We start from the raw sequence: 15692 nt of genomic DNA, 5'->3' as shown, positions 1-15692 counted from the left end.
CATCGGTTGTTAGCGTGAAACGCGGATCCGGGACCGTGGAGGGGTGCCATGACGGACGCCCCCGACGGGAGGCCGAGGCCGGCGGACCAGTGGCGGCACCGGGGCACACGAGGGTTGACCATCGCCCGCGACGCCGGTGTGCGTGGCTGGCGGTGGTGGGCGCGAAGCTGGGATCGGCTGGTCGCCGCACTCCAGGACGAGGCGCCCGTCGGCTCCGCCGCCGCGCCGTCGCCGTCCGGTCCCCTCGTCGAACAACGCGACGCGCCCCGGCTGATCGCGGTCCCGGCCCGCGGGTACGTGTACTCGTTCTACATCCGCGCCACGTTCGCCTGGTCGTCGCCGGCGAGCCTGCGGTCGGAGGTGCTGAGCTGGTACGTGCAGTACTTCCAAGCCAACGCCATCCAGCGGCTGACCCGGCTCGCTGCCGACGCCGCCCGGGACCTGCCCCCGCACCGGGCCGGTGACCTGGAGGTGGCGTTGCAGCGGGCGCTCGCCGAGGATCCCCTGTGGCACTACCAGCGGGGCGACATCACGCTCACCTGTCGCCCCGACGCCGCCGTACGACTCGACGAACGGATCATGCCGGCGCTTCAGCCGCACGTCGACCGCCTGGTCAAGCTGGAGTACCAGTTCGACGAGCAGATCCGAATGGCCCGGTACGCCGAGGAGCTGAGCCGCCAGTGGGCGGCGATCCTGGATGATCACGCGGACGACCACGACCTGGCCGACGCCCGCGACCACATGCTCACCGCGCAGAGAGAAGCCGCACGATGGATCGCCGAACTCCTCCACCGCCACGCCAACCCCTCGAGCGACCCGACCGCCCGAGTCCCCCCACAAGCTTCTTCACGATCACTTGATGGTGAGTAGTTGTTTGGGGCTGTCGAGAACTACTGAGCATCGAGTGATCATGGGCGGCCGTGACGGTTGGCGAGGATGGCCAGAGTCTCCTGGCGGACCATGGCCGGATCCGTGGTGAGGCGACGGTGGCTGAAGCGGACGACGAGGATGCCAACGGTGGCGAGCAGGGCGTCGCGGCGGAGGTCGATCTCGCGTTCGGCCGGATCGCCATGGCTTGTCGCGCCGTCCAGCTCGATGTTGACCCGTTCCGCCTCGGCGAACATGTCGAGATAGATCGTCCGAGCGCCGACCCGTACCCGCGCCTGCCGGGTGAACCTCGGCATTATCACCACGTGCGGCGGCTCCATTGCCAAGCCGGGCCGGTGCCGCATCACGAGATGCGGCAGGCTCCTCATGCCCGATTCGGTGGGCAGGTCGATATGCACCGGCTCACCCGGTGGTTGACTCCGCAGGCCCCAGACGTCGAGCGCGGTCAGTCGACTGAGCGCCCCGCGCCCTCCCACATAAGCCAGCGCGGCGCGACGGGCCAGCGACGGTTCGACCCGCGCGAGAGGTGGCAGATCAGGGTGGGCATCCCGGACGAGCGCTGTATCGACGTAGACCTCCGGCAGGACTCGGACCACTCGACCGGCCCGGCACGCGCCCTGGAGTGTCCACGGCGGCGCCACGCGGAGTACGTCCCGTCTGGTAGCCAGGCCACCGCCTCGGTCGAGCAGGGATTGCGAGCGTGCGTCCACCGGCCCACCCTGCCGTCGAGCGTCGCCCTCGCGGGGGGTGCTGTGGACAGCAGAAGCACCTGTGGATGACGCCCGAGTCCTACCCGGCTGTGGTAGGCGCCGCTGAGCGCGCCGCACGGACGGACCGGTTGGGCAGCCACCTACCCATGGCGAATGGCCGCCGCCGGTCTGGTCGACCCGGCGGCGGCCAATCGGGGCCGAAAGCGCCCCTCCGAGCAGCGAGCGCTAGTAGGTGAAGGTCCAGAGGAAGTAGAAGCCGGGGGCGTTGGGGCCGTACTGGCGGTACTCGCAGTAGTACCCGCTCCACAAGCCGGTCTGAACACCCTCACTGCCGTAACTGTTGCAGAACTGACCGTCGGAGTAGACATTGCGCAGCGTGCCGCCCGGCGGATCCGCCGCAGCCGGAGTGGCACCGAACCCGACCAGCCCGCCCAGCGCCAACGCCACCGCCGTCACCAGGGTCGCCCATCTGCGTCCGCGCATGAAGCCTCCTCACATCACCGTCCACGGTGCATGGCAGCTCCGCGTCGAGCCGAGACCGTGACATCGAAGTTTGTGAAAGTAGAGGCTTGCATGAGCGCATGCGGTTCGGCTCCCGACAACGGGCGGCGCTACCGCGATGATCCGCCAGGTCGATCTCCATCGAATGGGCATCCGCCCTGATCAGACCTCAGCCGCCGTGCCACATGGGGGGCGTTGCGGTTGACGGTTTGCACGACGATGGCCGGCTCGGCGAGGACAGCGACCAGCCCTCGGGACACCGCGACCGCGAATGGGCCCAACGCCTGTTGCACGATCACCGCGTGGCACAGCTGAAGCCCCGGCACCGCCGCGCTCAGTTGGCGGGCATCTCCGGCGTCACGGTGGACCGGTCGACCAACGCCTGCCGTAGCGTCGCGGACTGCTCCACCGACCCCCCGCGCACCCCGAGACTCCGCCGGGCCGCCCGGTAGTACCCGTCGCGGGCATCGTTGACGCGGGTCAGCATCTCCGCCACGTCCGGTGGCGCCTCGACGATCCCCCGGGCGAGTCGTTCGACCTGCCAGATCGCGTCCCGCCAGTTGGCGGCGGCGGCGACCGTCGGCTCGTCGCCGAGCAGCAGCAGGTTCTCCCAGACGATGGTGCGCCGAGCGTCCGCCTCGGCCAGCCGGGTCAGCCCCTCCTCGCGGTCGATGGGGTGGCTTCGCGAACCCGGCCGGTGGTCGGCCGTCAGTCGCAGCGCCACCGCGTGACTCTCCTTGAGGGCGTGCGCGTAGTCGACGTACGCGTCGAGCCGCCGCTCGTCCCAGCGGACGCTTTGGCTGCGCCGCCACCGGGCACGGTCGGCGAGCGAGGTGGCGAGGATGGTGCCCAGGGTGCCAACCAGGACGCCGAGGAGCGCCGGAAGCTGCGTCAGGAAATCGCTCACCCGGTCGAGGCTGCCAGCCCCGGGCAACCCCGTCCGCCCCGGCCCACGCCCACTGATTGCCCGGCTCTGGACCGGATGATCGGTGGCAGCTCAGCAAAGCTGGTGTCGCCGTGTCGAGTCGCTGAGCTGCCAGCGATCATCGGGACGCCGAGCTGCGGCTCAGGACGGGACGTCGCGGTGGCGGAAGGCGGCCACGCCGACGGCCAGCAGGGCCGCGGCCACCGCCGCCAGCACCACCAGGGGAAGCGCCGCCGGGTCGACAGCGGGCACGGACGGCACATGGGTGTACGGCGAGACGTTGAGCGCGGCCTGCGGCAACTCCAGCACCGCGCCGAGCTGCCCGAGGAGCAGGAAGACCAGCAGCGCCGTCCAGGACAGCACCACCGACCAGCGGGGCAGCAGCCCGAAGATCGCGGTCACCACCCCGGCCACCACGAGCAGGGCGGGCAGGCGCAGCAGGGCGGCGCCGCCCAGCTCGGCGGCCTGGCCGAGCGGCTCTCCGGTGACGATGCCGTAGCCGAGGCCGGTGGTCACGCCGGCGAGGAGCAGCAGGGCGAGCGCGCCGAGTGTCGCGGCGAGCACCTGGGTGCCGAGCCAGCGGGTGCGGCTGACCGCCGTGGCGAGGGCGGCCTCCAGCACCCCGTCGGCTTCGTCGGCGCGTACGCGGAGCAGGGCCTGCACGACGTACGCGCCGATGGTCAGGGCGAAGAGGCCGAGCATCGCGGCCAGGTACGCGTTGATCAGGTCGGCTCCGCCACCCATCGCGTTGATCGCTTCGGCGGCGGCTGGATTCGCGTCGATCATGTCGTTGAACTCGTCGGCGGCGACGCCCATGGAGAAGCCGAGCACGGCCACCCCGACCGCCCAGCCGAGCAGCGTGCCGCGCTGCATCCGCCAGGCCAACCCGGCGGGGCTGAGCAGCCGTGGCGCGCCGGTGGCCGGGCCCCGTCGGGGTGCGATCAGCCCGGCGCCCTGGTCGCGTCGCTCGGCGAGGGCGTACGCCAGCGCCACCCCGGCGAGCAGCAGCGCGACGGGTAGGGCGAGCACCCACCAGCGTTCGCCGTCGAAGGCTCGCACCTGGTTGCCCCAGCCGAGCGGGGAGATCCACGATGGCCAGGCGCTGCGCACGCGGGTGCCGTCGGCGCTCTGTTCGCCGAGCACGTCTCCGGCGGCGCGTAGCACGAAGGAGAGCCCGACGGTGGCGGCGGCGAGCGCGTTGGCGCCGCGCGAGGTGACGGAGAGCTGGGCGGTGACCGCGGCGATCGCGGTGAAGGCGACTCCGACGCCGCCGATGGCGGCCGCTGCCGCGACGGAGCCGGCGAGCGGTAGACCGGCGCCGACCAGCGCGACCGCGAGCAGTGCGGCGGCCAGGGCGTTCGCCGCGACGATGACGAGCAACGCGGCGGTGAGTGGCGCGTACCGGCCGACCACGTTGGCGCCGAGCAGTTCGGCCCGGCCGGTCTCCTCGTTCTGCCGGGTGTGCCGGGTCACCGCGAAGGTGCTCAGCAGCGCGACGATCAGGGCCAGCGTCACGTACGTCTCGGCGACCGCCACGGCGCCGAGGTCGGTGCCGTGGATGGGGCCGTTGAAGGCGCGGGCGACCAGGCTGGACGCCGAGGTGGTGGCGTAGCCGAGCCGGGCCTCCTGGTCCGGGTAGATGCCGGCGACGCTGCCGGCGAGGGCGTAGCCGAGCAGGGGCGTGCCGAGGATCCAGATGGCGAGGCGGATCCGGTCGCGGCGCAGCACGAGCCGGGCCAGCCGGGTGGTGCCGGTGAGGGCGCTCACCGGGCACCGCCCTGCGGGGCGTCAGCCTGCGCATCGGCGTCCGAGGCGACAGCGGCGGAAGCGCCCGATGCGGCAGCGGCAGGAGCGCCAGTGGCTGCGGCGGCGGGGTCGTCGCCGTAGTGGCGGAGGAAGAGCTGTTCCAGGGTGGGTGGCGTGCTGGTCAGCGCGCGGACGCCGAAGCGGATGAGCTGGCTGAGCAGCTCGTCGAGGTGGGCGGGGTCGACCTCCAGGTGGGTACGGCCGTCGACCTCGTGCACGTCGTGCACGCCGGGCAGCGCGTCCAGGCCGGTGACCGGGCGGGTGGTCTCGACGGTCACCGCCGTGCGGGTGAGGTGGCGCAGCTCGGCGAGGGTGCCGGATTCGACGGTGCGGCCCTCGCGGATGATGCTGACCCGGTCGCAGAGCGCCTCGACCTCGGCGAGCACGTGGCTGGAGAGCAGCACGGTGGCGCCGGCCTGCTTGACCCGCCGGACCTCGTCCTGGAACACCGCCTCCATGAGGGGGTCGAGGCCGGAGGTCGGCTCGTCGAGCACGTACAGCTCCACCGGGGAGGAGAAGGCGGCGACGATGGCGACCTTCTGCCGGTTGCCCTTGGAGTAGGTGCGGCAGCGGCGGGTGGGGTCCAGGTCGAAACGGTGCAGCAGCTCGTCGCGGCGACGCCGGTCGAGGCCGCCGCGTAGCTGACCGAGCAGGTCGATGGCTTCCCCGCCGGTGAGGTTGGGCCAGAGACTGACGTCGCCCGGCACGTACGCCAGCCGGCGGTGCAGCCGGACCGCGTCGCGCCACGGGTCCGCGCCGAGCACCTGGGCGTCACCGGAGTCGCGGCGGAGCAGCCCGAGCAGGATTCGAATGGTGGTGGACTTTCCGGAGCCGTTGGGCCCGAGGAAGCCGTGCACCTCCCCCTGCTCGACCCGCAGGTCCAGCCCGTCGAGTGCCCGGATGGCGCCGAACGTCTTGACCAGGTTGCCGATCGAGATGACGGGCATCGCCCCTCCTGCCGTTGGCTGCGTCGACCGTCACCACTGTACTGACCACCGGTCAGTCGAATCAACGGTGATCGTGCCCACCGGTCAGGACGTCGCTAGGCTGGCCGGCATGACCGCCGATCCCGCGGACGACACCCGCAGCCGGATCCTGCGCGCCGCACTCGACCTGTTCGCCGAACACGGCTACCAGCGCACCTCGCTGCGCCAGATCGGCGAGCGGCTGCGGCTGACCAAGACCGCGATCCTGTACCACTTCCCGGCCAAGGAACACCTGCTCGCCGCCCTGGTCGAGCCGTTGGTGGCGGACCTGGAGGCGCTGCTCGACTCGGCCCAGACACAGCCCACGGAGCGGGCCCGGTGGGCGGTGCTGGAGGGCTGGGTGGACATCATGCTCGCCCATCGCCGACCGCTCGGCATGCTCTTCCACGACATCGCGCTGATCGGCCGGGGCGACACGTACCACCGGTTGATAGTGATCGCGATGCGGGCCAACGACCTCATCGCCGGGCCGGACGCCGGACGTCGCGAGCGGGTCCGGGCGCAACAGGCGGTGGCCGCGTGCAGTGATCCGGTCGTCTTCTTCACCGACGTGTCCGACGAGGTGCTGCGCGCCGACATGCTCGACGGCGTACGCCGACTGCTGGCCCCGCTGCCCGCCGACGCCACAGCCACGCCGCACGCGGAACCCACGGCCGGGGCGCGAACGGACGCCGCGGCGGGACCGCACGCGAACCCCGCGGCGGGACCGCACGCCGGAGCGCGCACCACCACGACAATCCCGGCGCTGGCGCGGGAGAATCCGACGCCCGTGAGCGCGGGGGACGCGGCCCCGGGAAGCGCGACATCGACGACATCTTCGGGGGCGGCGAGCCGGCGTCGGCGGCCGGGACGGCCGCCGGCCTTGGGCCGGGAGCAGGTCGAGGCGGCTCGGCGGATGCACGCGGCGGGCACCCACTCGGTGGACGCCATCGCCGCCGCGCTGGGTGTCTCGCGGGCCACCGTCTATCGCCACCTGACGGCGTCATAACGAGACGGTTCTAAGACTGTTTCGAGACGGTTGTGAGCCGAAGGCTCAGGCCGCCAGCGTGGCGTAGCGGCCGTTGCGGCCCAGCAGGCTGTCGTGGGTGCCGGCCTCGACGATCCGACCGTGGTCGAGCACCGCGATCTGGTCGGCGTCGCGGACCGTGGAGAGCCGGTGCGCGATGGTGATCGTGGTGCGCCCCTGAGCGAGCACGTCGAAGGCCCGCTGTACGGCGCGTTCGGTCTCGGTGTCCAGCGCGCTGGTGGCCTCGTCGAGGACCAGGATGCGCGGGTCGCGCAGCAGCGTCCGGGCGATGGCGAGGCGCTGCTTCTCACCGCCGGAGAACCGGTGGCCGCGTGAGCCGACCATGGTGTCGTACCCGTCGGGCAGCCCGGCGATGAGGTCGTGGATCTGGGCGGCGCGGGCGGCGTCCTCGATCTCGGTGTCGGTGGCCCCCGGCCGGGCGTAGCGCAGGTTCTCCCGGACCGTGGTGTGCAGCAGGTACGTCTCCTGGCTGACCACGCCGACGATCGCGGCCAGGTCGGTCAGGCGCAGGTCGCGCAGGTCGACGCCGTCGACGGTGATCCGGCCGGCGGTCGGGTCGTGCAGCCGGCTGACCAGCCCGGCGAGGGTGCTCTTGCCGGAGCCCGTCTCACCGACCAGGGCGAGGCTGGTGCCGGCGGGCACGTCGAGGGTGATCCCGGCGAGGGCGGCGGTGTCGCTGCCCGGGTAGCCGAAGGTGACGTCCTCCAGGCGCAGGTGGCCGCGAACCCGGGTGGGGTCGAGGCGGACCGGTTCGTCGGGGTCGGCCACGTCGACCGGCAGGTCCAGGTATTCGAAGATCCGGGCGAAGAGCGCCAGCGACGCGGTGAGCGACACACCCACGTTGAGCAGCCCCATCAACGGCCGGAACAGGCCGCCCTGGAGGGCCGTGAAGGCGACCAGGGTGCCGATGCTCAGCGTGCCGGCGGTGCCGGGCAGCCCGGCGGCGAGGTAGATGACCGCCGGTACGGCGGCGAAGATGATGCTCATCGAGGCCATCCGCCAGCGGCCGGCCAACTCACTGCGCAGTTCCAGGTCGACCAGGCGGGCCGAGGAGGCGGTGAACCGCTCGATCAGCGCGGGCCCGGTGCCGAGCGTCTTGGCCAGCTGTACGCCGCTGATCGAGAGCCCCTCCTCGACGGTGACGTTGAGGTCGGCGAGTTCGCGCTGCCGCTGGGCGGTGATCTCGCGGCGCATCCGGGCGACCCGGCGGGTCAGCCAGATGGCCGGCGGCAGCACCACGAGCGAGACCAGGGAGAGCTGCCAGGAGAGCGCGACCATGGCGACCGCGGTGGCGACCACGGTGGTGAGGTTGGCGGCGACGGCGGTGGCGGTGGAGGTGACCACCGACTGCATCCCGCCGATGTCGTTGGTGATGCGGGACTGCACCTCACCGGTGCGGGTGCGGGTGAAGAAGCCGAGTGACTGGCGCTGGAGGTGGCTGAAGACGTCGGTGCGCAGCCGGTGCATGACCCGCTGACCGACCTGGGTGGAGATCCAGGTCTGCACGACGCCGAGCGCGGAGGTCACCGCCGCGACGGCGACCATGCCGAGGACCAGCCAGACCAGCAGCGTCACGTCGCGCTGCGGCAGGGCCCGGTCGATCACGGCGCGCAGCAGGAACGGGGTGGCCATCGCGATGATCGAGGAGACCACGATGATCGCGGTGACGGCGGCCAGCGCGGGCCGGTGGGGGGTGAACAGGCGGCCGATGCGGCGCAGCGACACCTGACGGGCCTGCGTCTTTTCTTCGGCGCTGAGGGTGCGGTGGCCGCGGTCGCGGCCCTTCGGGGTGGGTTCCAACGGGGCACTACCTTTCGTCGGGCAATATTGCTGAGGTTACCTCATCATGAGGTAGCAACCACATCTCCTGCTACGGTATTCCGGTGACCGAGCACACCGTCGACAGCGCCGATGACGAGAGCCTGGCGGAGACGTTCTGGGCGGTGGCGTCCCGTTTGCGCCGGCAGACCCGCGACTCACTGGCACCCTGGGATGTGACCCCCAGCCAATCCCGGGCCCTCGGCGTGCTGGCCCGGCACGGCGAGGTACGTCCCGGCACCCTCGCCGAGCACCTGCACATCGCGCCCCGCTCGGCGACCGAGGTCGTCGACGACCTCCAGACCCGAGGGCTGGTCGAGCGTCGACCCGACCCGGCCGACCGTCGGGCGACCCTGGTCGCGCTCACCGAGGAGGGCGACCGGGTCAGCACCGCCATCCGGGCCGCGCGCCGGGCCGAGGCCGACCGCTTCTTCGGCCACCTCAACAACACCGACCGCGCCGAGCTGGCCCGCATCCTGCGCACCCTGCGTGGCTGACGGGTTTGCCCGCCGCCCGCCCGGGTAGCCAGCGGCCCCCGTCCGGTCGGCGGGACCGGCCGGCACCGGCCGGGGGTGAGGTGACAGGAGGCCCGGCTGATGTGCGGGATCAGCGGGGAAGCGCGATTCGACGGCCGCTCGCCCGACGCGGCGGCGGTCACCCGGATGACCGAGGCGATGCGCTCACGCGGCCCGGACGACGAGGGCCTGTTCGCCGACGGCTGGGTGACCCTCGGGCACCGTCGGTTGACCATCATCGACCTGTCCGACGCGGGCGGGCAGCCGATGGTCCGCGACGACCTGGGCCTGGCGCTGGTCTTCAACGGCTGCATCTACAACTACCCGGAGCTGCGCGAGGAGCTGCGCAACGCCGGGTACGCCTTCCACTCCACCAGCGACACCGAGGTGATCCTGGTGGCGTACGCGCACTGGGGTGAACGATTCGTCGACCACCTGGTCGGCATGTTCGCGATCGGGCTGGTCGACCGGGCCCGGCGGCGACTGATCCTGGCCCGCGACCGGCTCGGCATCAAGCCGCTCTACCTCGCCGAGACACCGGGGCGGCTCCGGTTCGCCTCCACCCTACCCGCGCTGCTGCGGGCCGGCGACGTCGACACCGGCATCGACCCGGTGGCGCTGCACCACTACCTGTCCTGGCACTCCATCGTGCCCGCGCCGCGCACCGTGCTGCGCGGCGTGCGCAAGCTGCCGCCGGCCACCCTGCGGGTGATCGAGGCGGACGGGCGCAGCCGCGAGGAGGTCTACTGGCGACCCGACTACGTGCGGGAGCCCGCCGACGCGGGGATGGACGCCGCCGACTGGCGGGCCGCCATCGGCGACGCGCTGCGCGCGGCGGTTCGCCGACGGCTGGTCGCCGACGTGCCGGTGGGAGTGCTGCTCTCCGGCGGACTGGACTCCAGCCTCATCGTGGCGCTGCTCGCCGAGGCCGGCCAGCGACACCTGCGTACGTTCAGCATCGGCTTCGACAGCCGTGACGGCGAGTCCGGCGACGAGTTCCACTACTCCGACCTGGTGGCCCGCGCGTACGACACCGACCACCACCGGATCCGACTGGCCGACGACGACCTGGTGCCCGCCGTCCGACGGGCCGTGCTGGCGATGACCGAGCCGATGGGCAGCCACGACGTGGTCGCCTTCCACCTGCTCTCCGAGCAGGTGGCACAACACGTGAAGGTGGCACAGTCGGGGCAGGGCGCCGACGAGGTGTTCGCCGGCTACGGCTACCACCAGCCGCTGGTTGACGCACCCCGACACGGGGCCGCCGAGACGTTCGCCGCCGCGTTCTTCGACCGCGACCACGACGAGTTGCGGCGCATCGTCGGCCCGGCGTACGCGCTGGAGCACGACGCCAGCCGGGACCTGCTCACCGGGCACCTCGCCGCGCCCGGGGCGCAGAGCGCGCTGGACGCGGTACTGCGCCTGGACACCCACCTGATGCTCCCCGACGACCCGGTGAAGCGGGTGGACAGCATGAGCATGGCGTGGGGCCTGGAGGTGCGCACACCGTTCCTCGACCAGGACCTGGTCACCCTGGCCGCGCACTGCCCGCCGGAGCACAAGGTCGCCCAGGGCGGCAAGGGCGTACTCAAGGAGGTCGCCCGGGAGGTGCTGCCCGCCGAGGTGATCGACCGGCCCAAGGGCTACTTCCCAGTGCCGGCGCTGCGCAACGTGGACGGCCCGGTGCGCGAGCTGGTCGCCGAGGCGTTGCAGGCGCCGGCCGCGCGCGAGCGGGGGCTGTTCCGCCCGGAGTACGTGGCGCAGCTGCTCACCGAGCCGGACCGGGCGCAGGCGGCGGCCGGCAGCAACAAGCTGTGGCAGCTCGGCCTGTTGGAGCTGTGGCTTCAGACGCACGACATCCGTTGAGCCGTCGGCCCGCCGCGTCGGGTGGTCAGCCGGCGGCCGTGCGGACGATCAGGTCGTCGATGACCCGGTGCAGGTCTCCGGCGCGTTCCAGCACCTGCCGCTGCCGGGTGGCGCCGGTGCCGTCGCGGCGCAGCCGGGCGAGCTGCGCCAACACGTACCCGAGGTCGCCGTGGCGCAGCAGGGCCGGGGCGATCACCGCCATCAGCTCGTCGACGAGCGCCCAGGCCGGCCGAGTGCCACCGGCACGCAGGTCGATCAGCTCGCCGTCGAGGCCGTCGTGGGCGGCTCGCCAGTGCGCCGCCGCGACCAGGCAGTCCCGGACGTTCGGGGCGCTCACCCCGGCGCGGACGTCGTCGGCGAGGGTGGCCACGAGGGACCGGACCAACGCGGCGACCAGCACCGCGTCGTCCACCTCGGTGCAGACGTCACCGACCCGCACCTCCACCGTCGGAAAGGTCGACGACGGGCGGGCGTACCAGTAGACCATCGCGGCGTCGAGCATGATGCCGGCGGCGATCAGCTCGTCGACCGTGCGGTCGTAGTCGGCGAGGGAGTCGAAGTACGGCGTCGGTCCGATGCTGGGCCAGCGTTCCAACTGCATCGAGCGCCAACTGGCGTGCCCGGTGTCGTACCCGTCGTGCAGCGGCGAGTTGGTGGTGATCGCCTGCACCACCGGCAGCCACCCCCGCAGGTGATTGCAGACCTGCACGGCCAGTTCCCGGTCAGGCAGCCCGACGTGCACGTGACAGCCGCACACCGCCGGGTCGTGCGCCACCGGCCCGTACCGGCGGGACATCGCGTGGTAGCGCGGTTCGTCGGGAACCGTCCGGTGCGGCTCGGCCACCGGGGTGGCGCCGACCGCCACCAGCCGGGCCCCGGCCGCCGTGGCGGCCTCGGCGGCGGAGCGGCGCAGCGCCACCAGGTGCGTGCGCAGTTCGCTGAGGTCGGCGCAGACCGGGGTGACCATCTCCACCATGCTGTGCCGGAACTCCTGGCGGCTCTGCTCCCGGGCCGGGCCGTGCAGCGCGGCGAGCACCTGGTCGGCGACCGGCAGGTTCCGGCCACTGTCCGGGTCGAGCAGCAGGAACTCCTCCTCCACGCCGAGCGTGAGGATGGACAGATCGGGCGCGGTGTCCGTAACCGTCGTCGCACGGTAGGCCATGCCGCCTCCATCCACTCGTGCGACCACGGGCGGACCCGTGGTCGGGACGCCTCGGTTTCCCGGCGCGGTCCCCAGCCAAACGCACGCCCAGGCAGGGACGCCTCCTACCATCGAGCCAGCCGGACACGTACGGGACGGAGTGGCAGATGACGGACGAGAACGCCGCGGACGATCCCGCCCTGCTCCTCGCCCACCACGAGAACTCGTGGGATGGGTCGTACTGGGGAGTCGGCGCGACGTCGGTCGGGCCGCGCGTACGTTTGAGCGGGCACCTCTGGTCCGCCAGCGCCGAGGTCAGTGAGGGGACCAACGAGTACAACTGGGCGGACGTCGAGCTCGACGCGGTCGAGTTCGCCGAGGCCCTCACGCGAGTGCAGGAGGGAGCATCCTGGCACTTTCGAGAGGCATCGATCAGCGGTCGTTACCTAGAGGTGGGACAGGACGGCCTTCATTCGCCCACCAAGGCCCACATGGTGCTGACCGAACGCCGCTTCGACCTCCTTCTGCTGGATTCGTACGATGCCGCGTTCGCCGAGACCGACCAGGCCCGCACCGGCATCCTCGAACCACGGGGTGAGCTCGACCGGGCGTTCCTCCGATCTCTGCGTCGTCATCCCGACTACCTCGACCGGCTGCGCCAGACCGGCCTCGAGCGCACGGTGCTGAGTCTGCTCAACGAGTCGAACGCTCAGGGTGTCCGCCTGGTCGAGGTTGCGGGAGGCAGGTTCTGGCTGGCCTATCCGGGAGATCGGTCAGAGGCGGCGATGCTGCTGTCGATCGAACATGATCCCTCGGGGATCGTCGGCATTGATGTCGTGGACCGTATCAACGGGGCACGTGACCGCAGCATGGTGTCCAAGGCCGCGATCGTCACGCGGTCCTCGTTCTCCGACGACGTCCGGACCGGCTACGGCGCGCGCAGCCAGCACATCGAGTTGATCGACTACGACCGGCTCAGCGGAATCCTGCTCGATGCCGGTTGGACCAGCCGGACCCCCGGCTACCTGGTCTGCCCGGTCCAGCGCCGTCCGGAACACATCGTCTTCATCTCCTACAGCTGGGACCAGGCGGACTTCGCGGTCTGGCTCTACAACCAGTTGACCGGCTGGGGATTCAGGTGCTGGCTCGACCGGGTCGACCTGTTGCCCGGCGACGTGATCCTGTCGGCCGTTCAGCAGGCGCTCGACGGCGTCGACGCGGTTGTCCTCTGTTGCTCGCAAGCGGCGCTGTCCAGTTCGTGGGTGCAGGCGGAGATCAACCACTGCCTTGAGCGCGAGGAGGCCACCGGGAAGCCGATCCTCATTCCGGTTCTGCTTGACGAAGCCGACCTCGACACCACCCGGGTCCGGCGTGACCGCCTGGCAGCCGACTTCCGGCAGTGGACATCGGCGGCGCCACCCGACGCCCGGCTGGAGAGACTCAGGATGGCGATCGACCGGACCATCGGCGTCGGTCCGTCCTCCCCGGTGTGACACCGGCACAGGTTGTCGCGGGGCGCGCGGTTCCGCAGTGGATTTTGTCTGGGACGATGCAGGAATGTTGATGCGCTGGCGCGGTTCCCGGTGGTTCCACGTCGCCCTGGGTCTGGTGGTCGGTGCCGCTGCGGGGTTGGCGGTGTACCTGGCCAGTCGACTGACCGGGCCTGCCCTGTTCGCGCTCTGTGGCACGACGGCGGGCGGCGTCGCGGCGGTGGTGGCGTCCTCCTACTCGCGGTTCTTCCAGTTGGCCGAGGTGACCGTCTCGGTCCCGCAGTTCAGCGAGCTGAGGTTCGCCGTCACCCGGGACAACAAGCAGACCGCGTGGCGCCTGTTCGTCGAGGCGGTCACGCGGGTGTCCGGCCAGCCACTGGGGACCGGCACGGGCCTCGTCCGGGAGGCGATGACGTCGTTGTACCAGCTGTTCTCGATCACCCGGGAGGTGCTGAGCCAGGCGGCGCCGTCCGTTCGTACCACCGGTCGCCCCACCGTGGAACACCTCGGGATCGCCATGCTCAACAACGAGCTCAGGCCCTTCCTCTCGACGTGGCATCCTCGCCTGAGAGCGTGGGAGCAGGCCAACCCGGATGGGCCCGAGTCCGCCTGGCCCGACGACGCCGCCTGCCGCGCGGAGCTGGCGGCGATGCAGCTCCGGTTGCTGCGCTACGTCGAAGGTCTGGGTGAGCTCGCCCAGGTGCCCAACGTCGAGGACGTGATGCGCGGCATCCTCGCCGAGCCGCAGACCGTCCCCGGTCAACCGACGCGTCAGCCGATGGTGGCAGACCAGTGATCCCCCGGCGGGTCAGTGCGGCGCCAGGGCCGTCGCGCGTGCGGTGAGAAAGGCCCGTTCGGCCGCGTTGTCCGTGAGGGCGACAGCCGTCCGGTACGCCTCGACGGCCTCCCCGCCCCGGCCGAGCCGAGCCAGCAGGTCGGCGCGTACCACGTGGTAGACGTGGTAGCTGTCCAGGTCGAGGCGGTCCACCTCGGTCAGCGCCACCGCCGGTCCGGACAGCTCGGCGAGCGCGACGGCCCGGTTCAGCGCCACCACCGGGCTGGGGGCGACGACCGTCAGTTGGTCGTACAGCTGAAGGATCTGCGCCCAGTCGGTGTCGGCGGCGCGCCGCGCGGCGCTGTGCACGGCGGCGATCGCGGCCTGGATCTGGTACGGGCCGGGCCGGTCGCGGCGCAGGCAGCGGCGCACCAGCGCCTGCCCCTCGGTGATCAGCTGGGCGTCCCACCGGGCCCGGTCCTGGCTCGGCAGCGCCACCAGCTCGCCATCGGCGTTGGTCCGCGCGTTGCGGCGGGACTCGGTGAGCAGCATCAACGCGAGCAGACCGAGCGCCTCCGGCTCGTCCGGCATCAGCTCGACCAGCAGCCGGGTCAGCCGGATCGCCTCGACGCACAGCTCGGCGCGGACCAGCTGCCGCCCGGCGCTGGCCGTGTAGCCCTCGTTGAAGATCAGGTAGAGCACCGCGAGCACCGCGTGCAGCCGGTCGGGCAGGTCGGCGTCGCGCGGCACCCGGTACGGGATCCGGGCGTTTCGGATCTTCGACTTGGCACGGACCAGCCGCTGCGCCATGGTCGGCTCCGGCACCAGGAAGGCTCGGGCGATCTCGGCGGTGCTCAGGCCGCCGAGCAGGCGCAGGGTGAGGGCGACCCGGGCGTTCGGGGCGAGCGCCGGATGGCAGCAGGTGAAGATCAGACGTAACCGGTCGTCGTGCACCGGTCCCTCCTCCGCGGGTGGGTCGGCGGCGTACAGCAGGGCCGCCTGGGCGTGCCGGTCGACCCGGGACGCGTCGCGGCGCAGCCGGTCGATCGCCCGGTTCCGGGCCGTGGTGATGATCCAGCCGGCCGGACTGGGCGGCGGGCCGGTGGTCGGCCAGCGCGCCACCGCGACCACGAAAGCCTCCTGGACGGCCTCCTCGGCGAGGTCGATGTCACCGAGGAGGCGGACCAGGACGGCGACCGCGCGGCCGTACTCCGCGCGGAACACCGCCTCCACCTCGGGCACGG

General features: G+C 71.9%; 14 protein-coding genes. 6 read left to right on the top strand and 8 right to left on the bottom strand.

The window, feature by feature from the left end; genetic code table 11:
• The first annotated feature begins 48 nt into the window (after positions 1-48).
• Positions 49-870: a hypothetical protein gene (locus AC5L30_RS02265; RefSeq protein WP_494864936.1), complete on the top strand. Its 822-nt coding sequence runs from the start codon at positions 49-51 to the stop codon at positions 868-870.
• 38 nt (positions 871-908) lie between these two features.
• On the opposite strand, the gene AC5L30_RS02260 is transcribed toward AC5L30_RS02265, so the two are convergent.
• The 5 genes from AC5L30_RS02260 to AC5L30_RS02240 all read right to left on the bottom strand — a co-directional run bounded on the left by AC5L30_RS02260 (position 909) and on the right by AC5L30_RS02240 (position 5777).
• Positions 909-1598 (bottom strand): DUF559 domain-containing protein, encoded by a 690-nt coding sequence (locus AC5L30_RS02260; protein ID WP_494864934.1) that lies wholly within the window; start codon positions 1596-1598, stop codon positions 909-911.
• A 225-nt stretch (positions 1599-1823) separates the two neighbouring features.
• The gene (locus tag AC5L30_RS02255) at positions 1824-2081 is read right to left on the bottom strand and encodes a hypothetical protein (protein ID WP_494864932.1); all 258 of its coding nucleotides are present in this window, start codon (positions 2079-2081) and stop codon (positions 1824-1826) included.
• Between the two features lie 352 nt (positions 2082-2433).
• Positions 2434-3006 carry a hypothetical protein gene (locus AC5L30_RS02250; RefSeq protein ID WP_494864931.1) on the bottom strand — a complete coding sequence of 191 codons (573 nt, stop codon included), beginning with the start codon at positions 3004-3006 and terminating at the stop codon, positions 2434-2436.
• A 159-nt stretch (positions 3007-3165) separates the two neighbouring features.
• Positions 3166-4791, bottom strand: coding sequence for an ABC transporter permease (locus AC5L30_RS02245; protein WP_494864930.1), 1626 nt, complete (start codon positions 4789-4791; stop codon positions 3166-3168).
• Complete coding sequence (locus tag AC5L30_RS02240) at positions 4788-5777, bottom strand: ABC transporter ATP-binding protein (RefSeq protein ID WP_494864929.1); 990 nt, start codon at positions 5775-5777, stop codon at positions 4788-4790. Before AC5L30_RS02240 ends, AC5L30_RS02245 begins: the two co-directional genes overlap by 4 nt.
• 109 nt (positions 5778-5886) lie before the next feature.
• Between AC5L30_RS02240 and AC5L30_RS02235 the strand changes: the two genes are divergently transcribed.
• Positions 5887-6804 (top strand): TetR family transcriptional regulator, encoded by a 918-nt coding sequence (locus tag AC5L30_RS02235; RefSeq protein WP_494864928.1) that lies wholly within the window; start codon positions 5887-5889, stop codon positions 6802-6804.
• A 45-nt stretch (positions 6805-6849) separates the two neighbouring features.
• On the opposite strand, the gene AC5L30_RS02230 is transcribed toward AC5L30_RS02235, so the two are convergent.
• Positions 6850-8643 carry an ABC transporter ATP-binding protein gene (locus AC5L30_RS02230; RefSeq protein WP_494864927.1) on the bottom strand — a complete coding sequence of 598 codons (1794 nt, stop codon included), beginning with the start codon at positions 8641-8643 and terminating at the stop codon, positions 6850-6852.
• Positions 8644-8726: 83 nt separating this feature from the next.
• On the opposite strand from AC5L30_RS02230, the gene AC5L30_RS02225 reads away from it, so the two are divergent.
• On the top strand, positions 8727-9158 hold the full coding sequence (locus tag AC5L30_RS02225) for a MarR family winged helix-turn-helix transcriptional regulator (RefSeq protein ID WP_494864926.1): 432 nt from the start codon (positions 8727-8729) through the stop codon (positions 9156-9158).
• Positions 9159-9257: 99 nt separating this feature from the next.
• On the top strand, positions 9258-11042 hold the full coding sequence (locus AC5L30_RS02220; RefSeq protein WP_494864925.1) for an N-acetylglutaminylglutamine amidotransferase: 1785 nt from the start codon (positions 9258-9260) through the stop codon (positions 11040-11042).
• A gap of 25 nt (positions 11043-11067) precedes the next feature.
• Here AC5L30_RS02220 and AC5L30_RS02215 read toward each other — a convergent pair whose 3' ends face one another.
• Positions 11068-12204 (bottom strand): carboxylate-amine ligase, encoded by a 1137-nt coding sequence (locus AC5L30_RS02215; protein WP_494864923.1) that lies wholly within the window; start codon positions 12202-12204, stop codon positions 11068-11070.
• Positions 12205-12674: 470 nt separating this feature from the next.
• Here AC5L30_RS02215 and AC5L30_RS02210 point away from each other — a divergent pair, with 470 nt between their 5' ends.
• Complete coding sequence (locus AC5L30_RS02210; RefSeq protein WP_494864922.1) at positions 12675-13676, top strand: TIR domain-containing protein; 1002 nt, start codon at positions 12675-12677, stop codon at positions 13674-13676.
• A gap of 64 nt (positions 13677-13740) precedes the next feature.
• Positions 13741-14469 (top strand): hypothetical protein, encoded by a 729-nt coding sequence (locus tag AC5L30_RS02205; protein ID WP_494864921.1) that lies wholly within the window; start codon positions 13741-13743, stop codon positions 14467-14469.
• A gap of 12 nt (positions 14470-14481) precedes the next feature.
• Here the strand turns inward: AC5L30_RS02205 and AC5L30_RS02200 are convergent, their stop codons facing one another.
• Positions 14482-15690 carry an RNA polymerase sigma factor gene (locus AC5L30_RS02200; RefSeq protein WP_494864919.1) on the bottom strand — a complete coding sequence of 403 codons (1209 nt, stop codon included), beginning with the start codon at positions 15688-15690 and terminating at the stop codon, positions 14482-14484.
• Between the last annotated feature and the right edge of the window lie 2 nt (positions 15691-15692).

The sequence above is a fragment of the Micromonospora sp. BQ32 genome (assembly GCF_059358895.1).
Note: the sequence above shows the minus strand (reverse complement) of the source record. Positions and strands in the feature narration are given on the sequence as shown.

What these genes read in the sequence shown, in the direction of transcription:
- AC5L30_RS02220 (WP_494864925.1), top strand. Translation starts at nt 9,258, where the DNA reads ATGTGCGGGATCAGCGGGGAAGCGCGATTCGACGGCCGCTCGCCCGAC.
- AC5L30_RS02205 (WP_494864921.1), top strand. Translation starts at nt 13,741, where the DNA reads ATGTTGATGCGCTGGCGCGGTTCCCGGTGGTTCCACGTCGCCCTGGGT.
- AC5L30_RS02255 (WP_494864932.1), bottom strand. Translation starts at nt 2,081, where the DNA reads ATGCGCGGACGCAGATGGGCGACCCTGGTGACGGCGGTGGCGTTGGCG.
- AC5L30_RS02210 (WP_494864922.1), top strand. Translation starts at nt 12,675, where the DNA reads ATGGTGCTGACCGAACGCCGCTTCGACCTCCTTCTGCTGGATTCGTAC.
- AC5L30_RS02265 (WP_494864936.1), top strand. Translation starts at nt 49, where the DNA reads ATGACGGACGCCCCCGACGGGAGGCCGAGGCCGGCGGACCAGTGGCGG.
- AC5L30_RS02240 (WP_494864929.1), bottom strand. Translation starts at nt 5,777, where the DNA reads ATGCCCGTCATCTCGATCGGCAACCTGGTCAAGACGTTCGGCGCCATC.
- AC5L30_RS02235 (WP_494864928.1), top strand. Translation starts at nt 5,887, where the DNA reads ATGACCGCCGATCCCGCGGACGACACCCGCAGCCGGATCCTGCGCGCC.
- AC5L30_RS02215 (WP_494864923.1), bottom strand. Translation starts at nt 12,204, where the DNA reads ATGGCCTACCGTGCGACGACGGTTACGGACACCGCGCCCGATCTGTCC.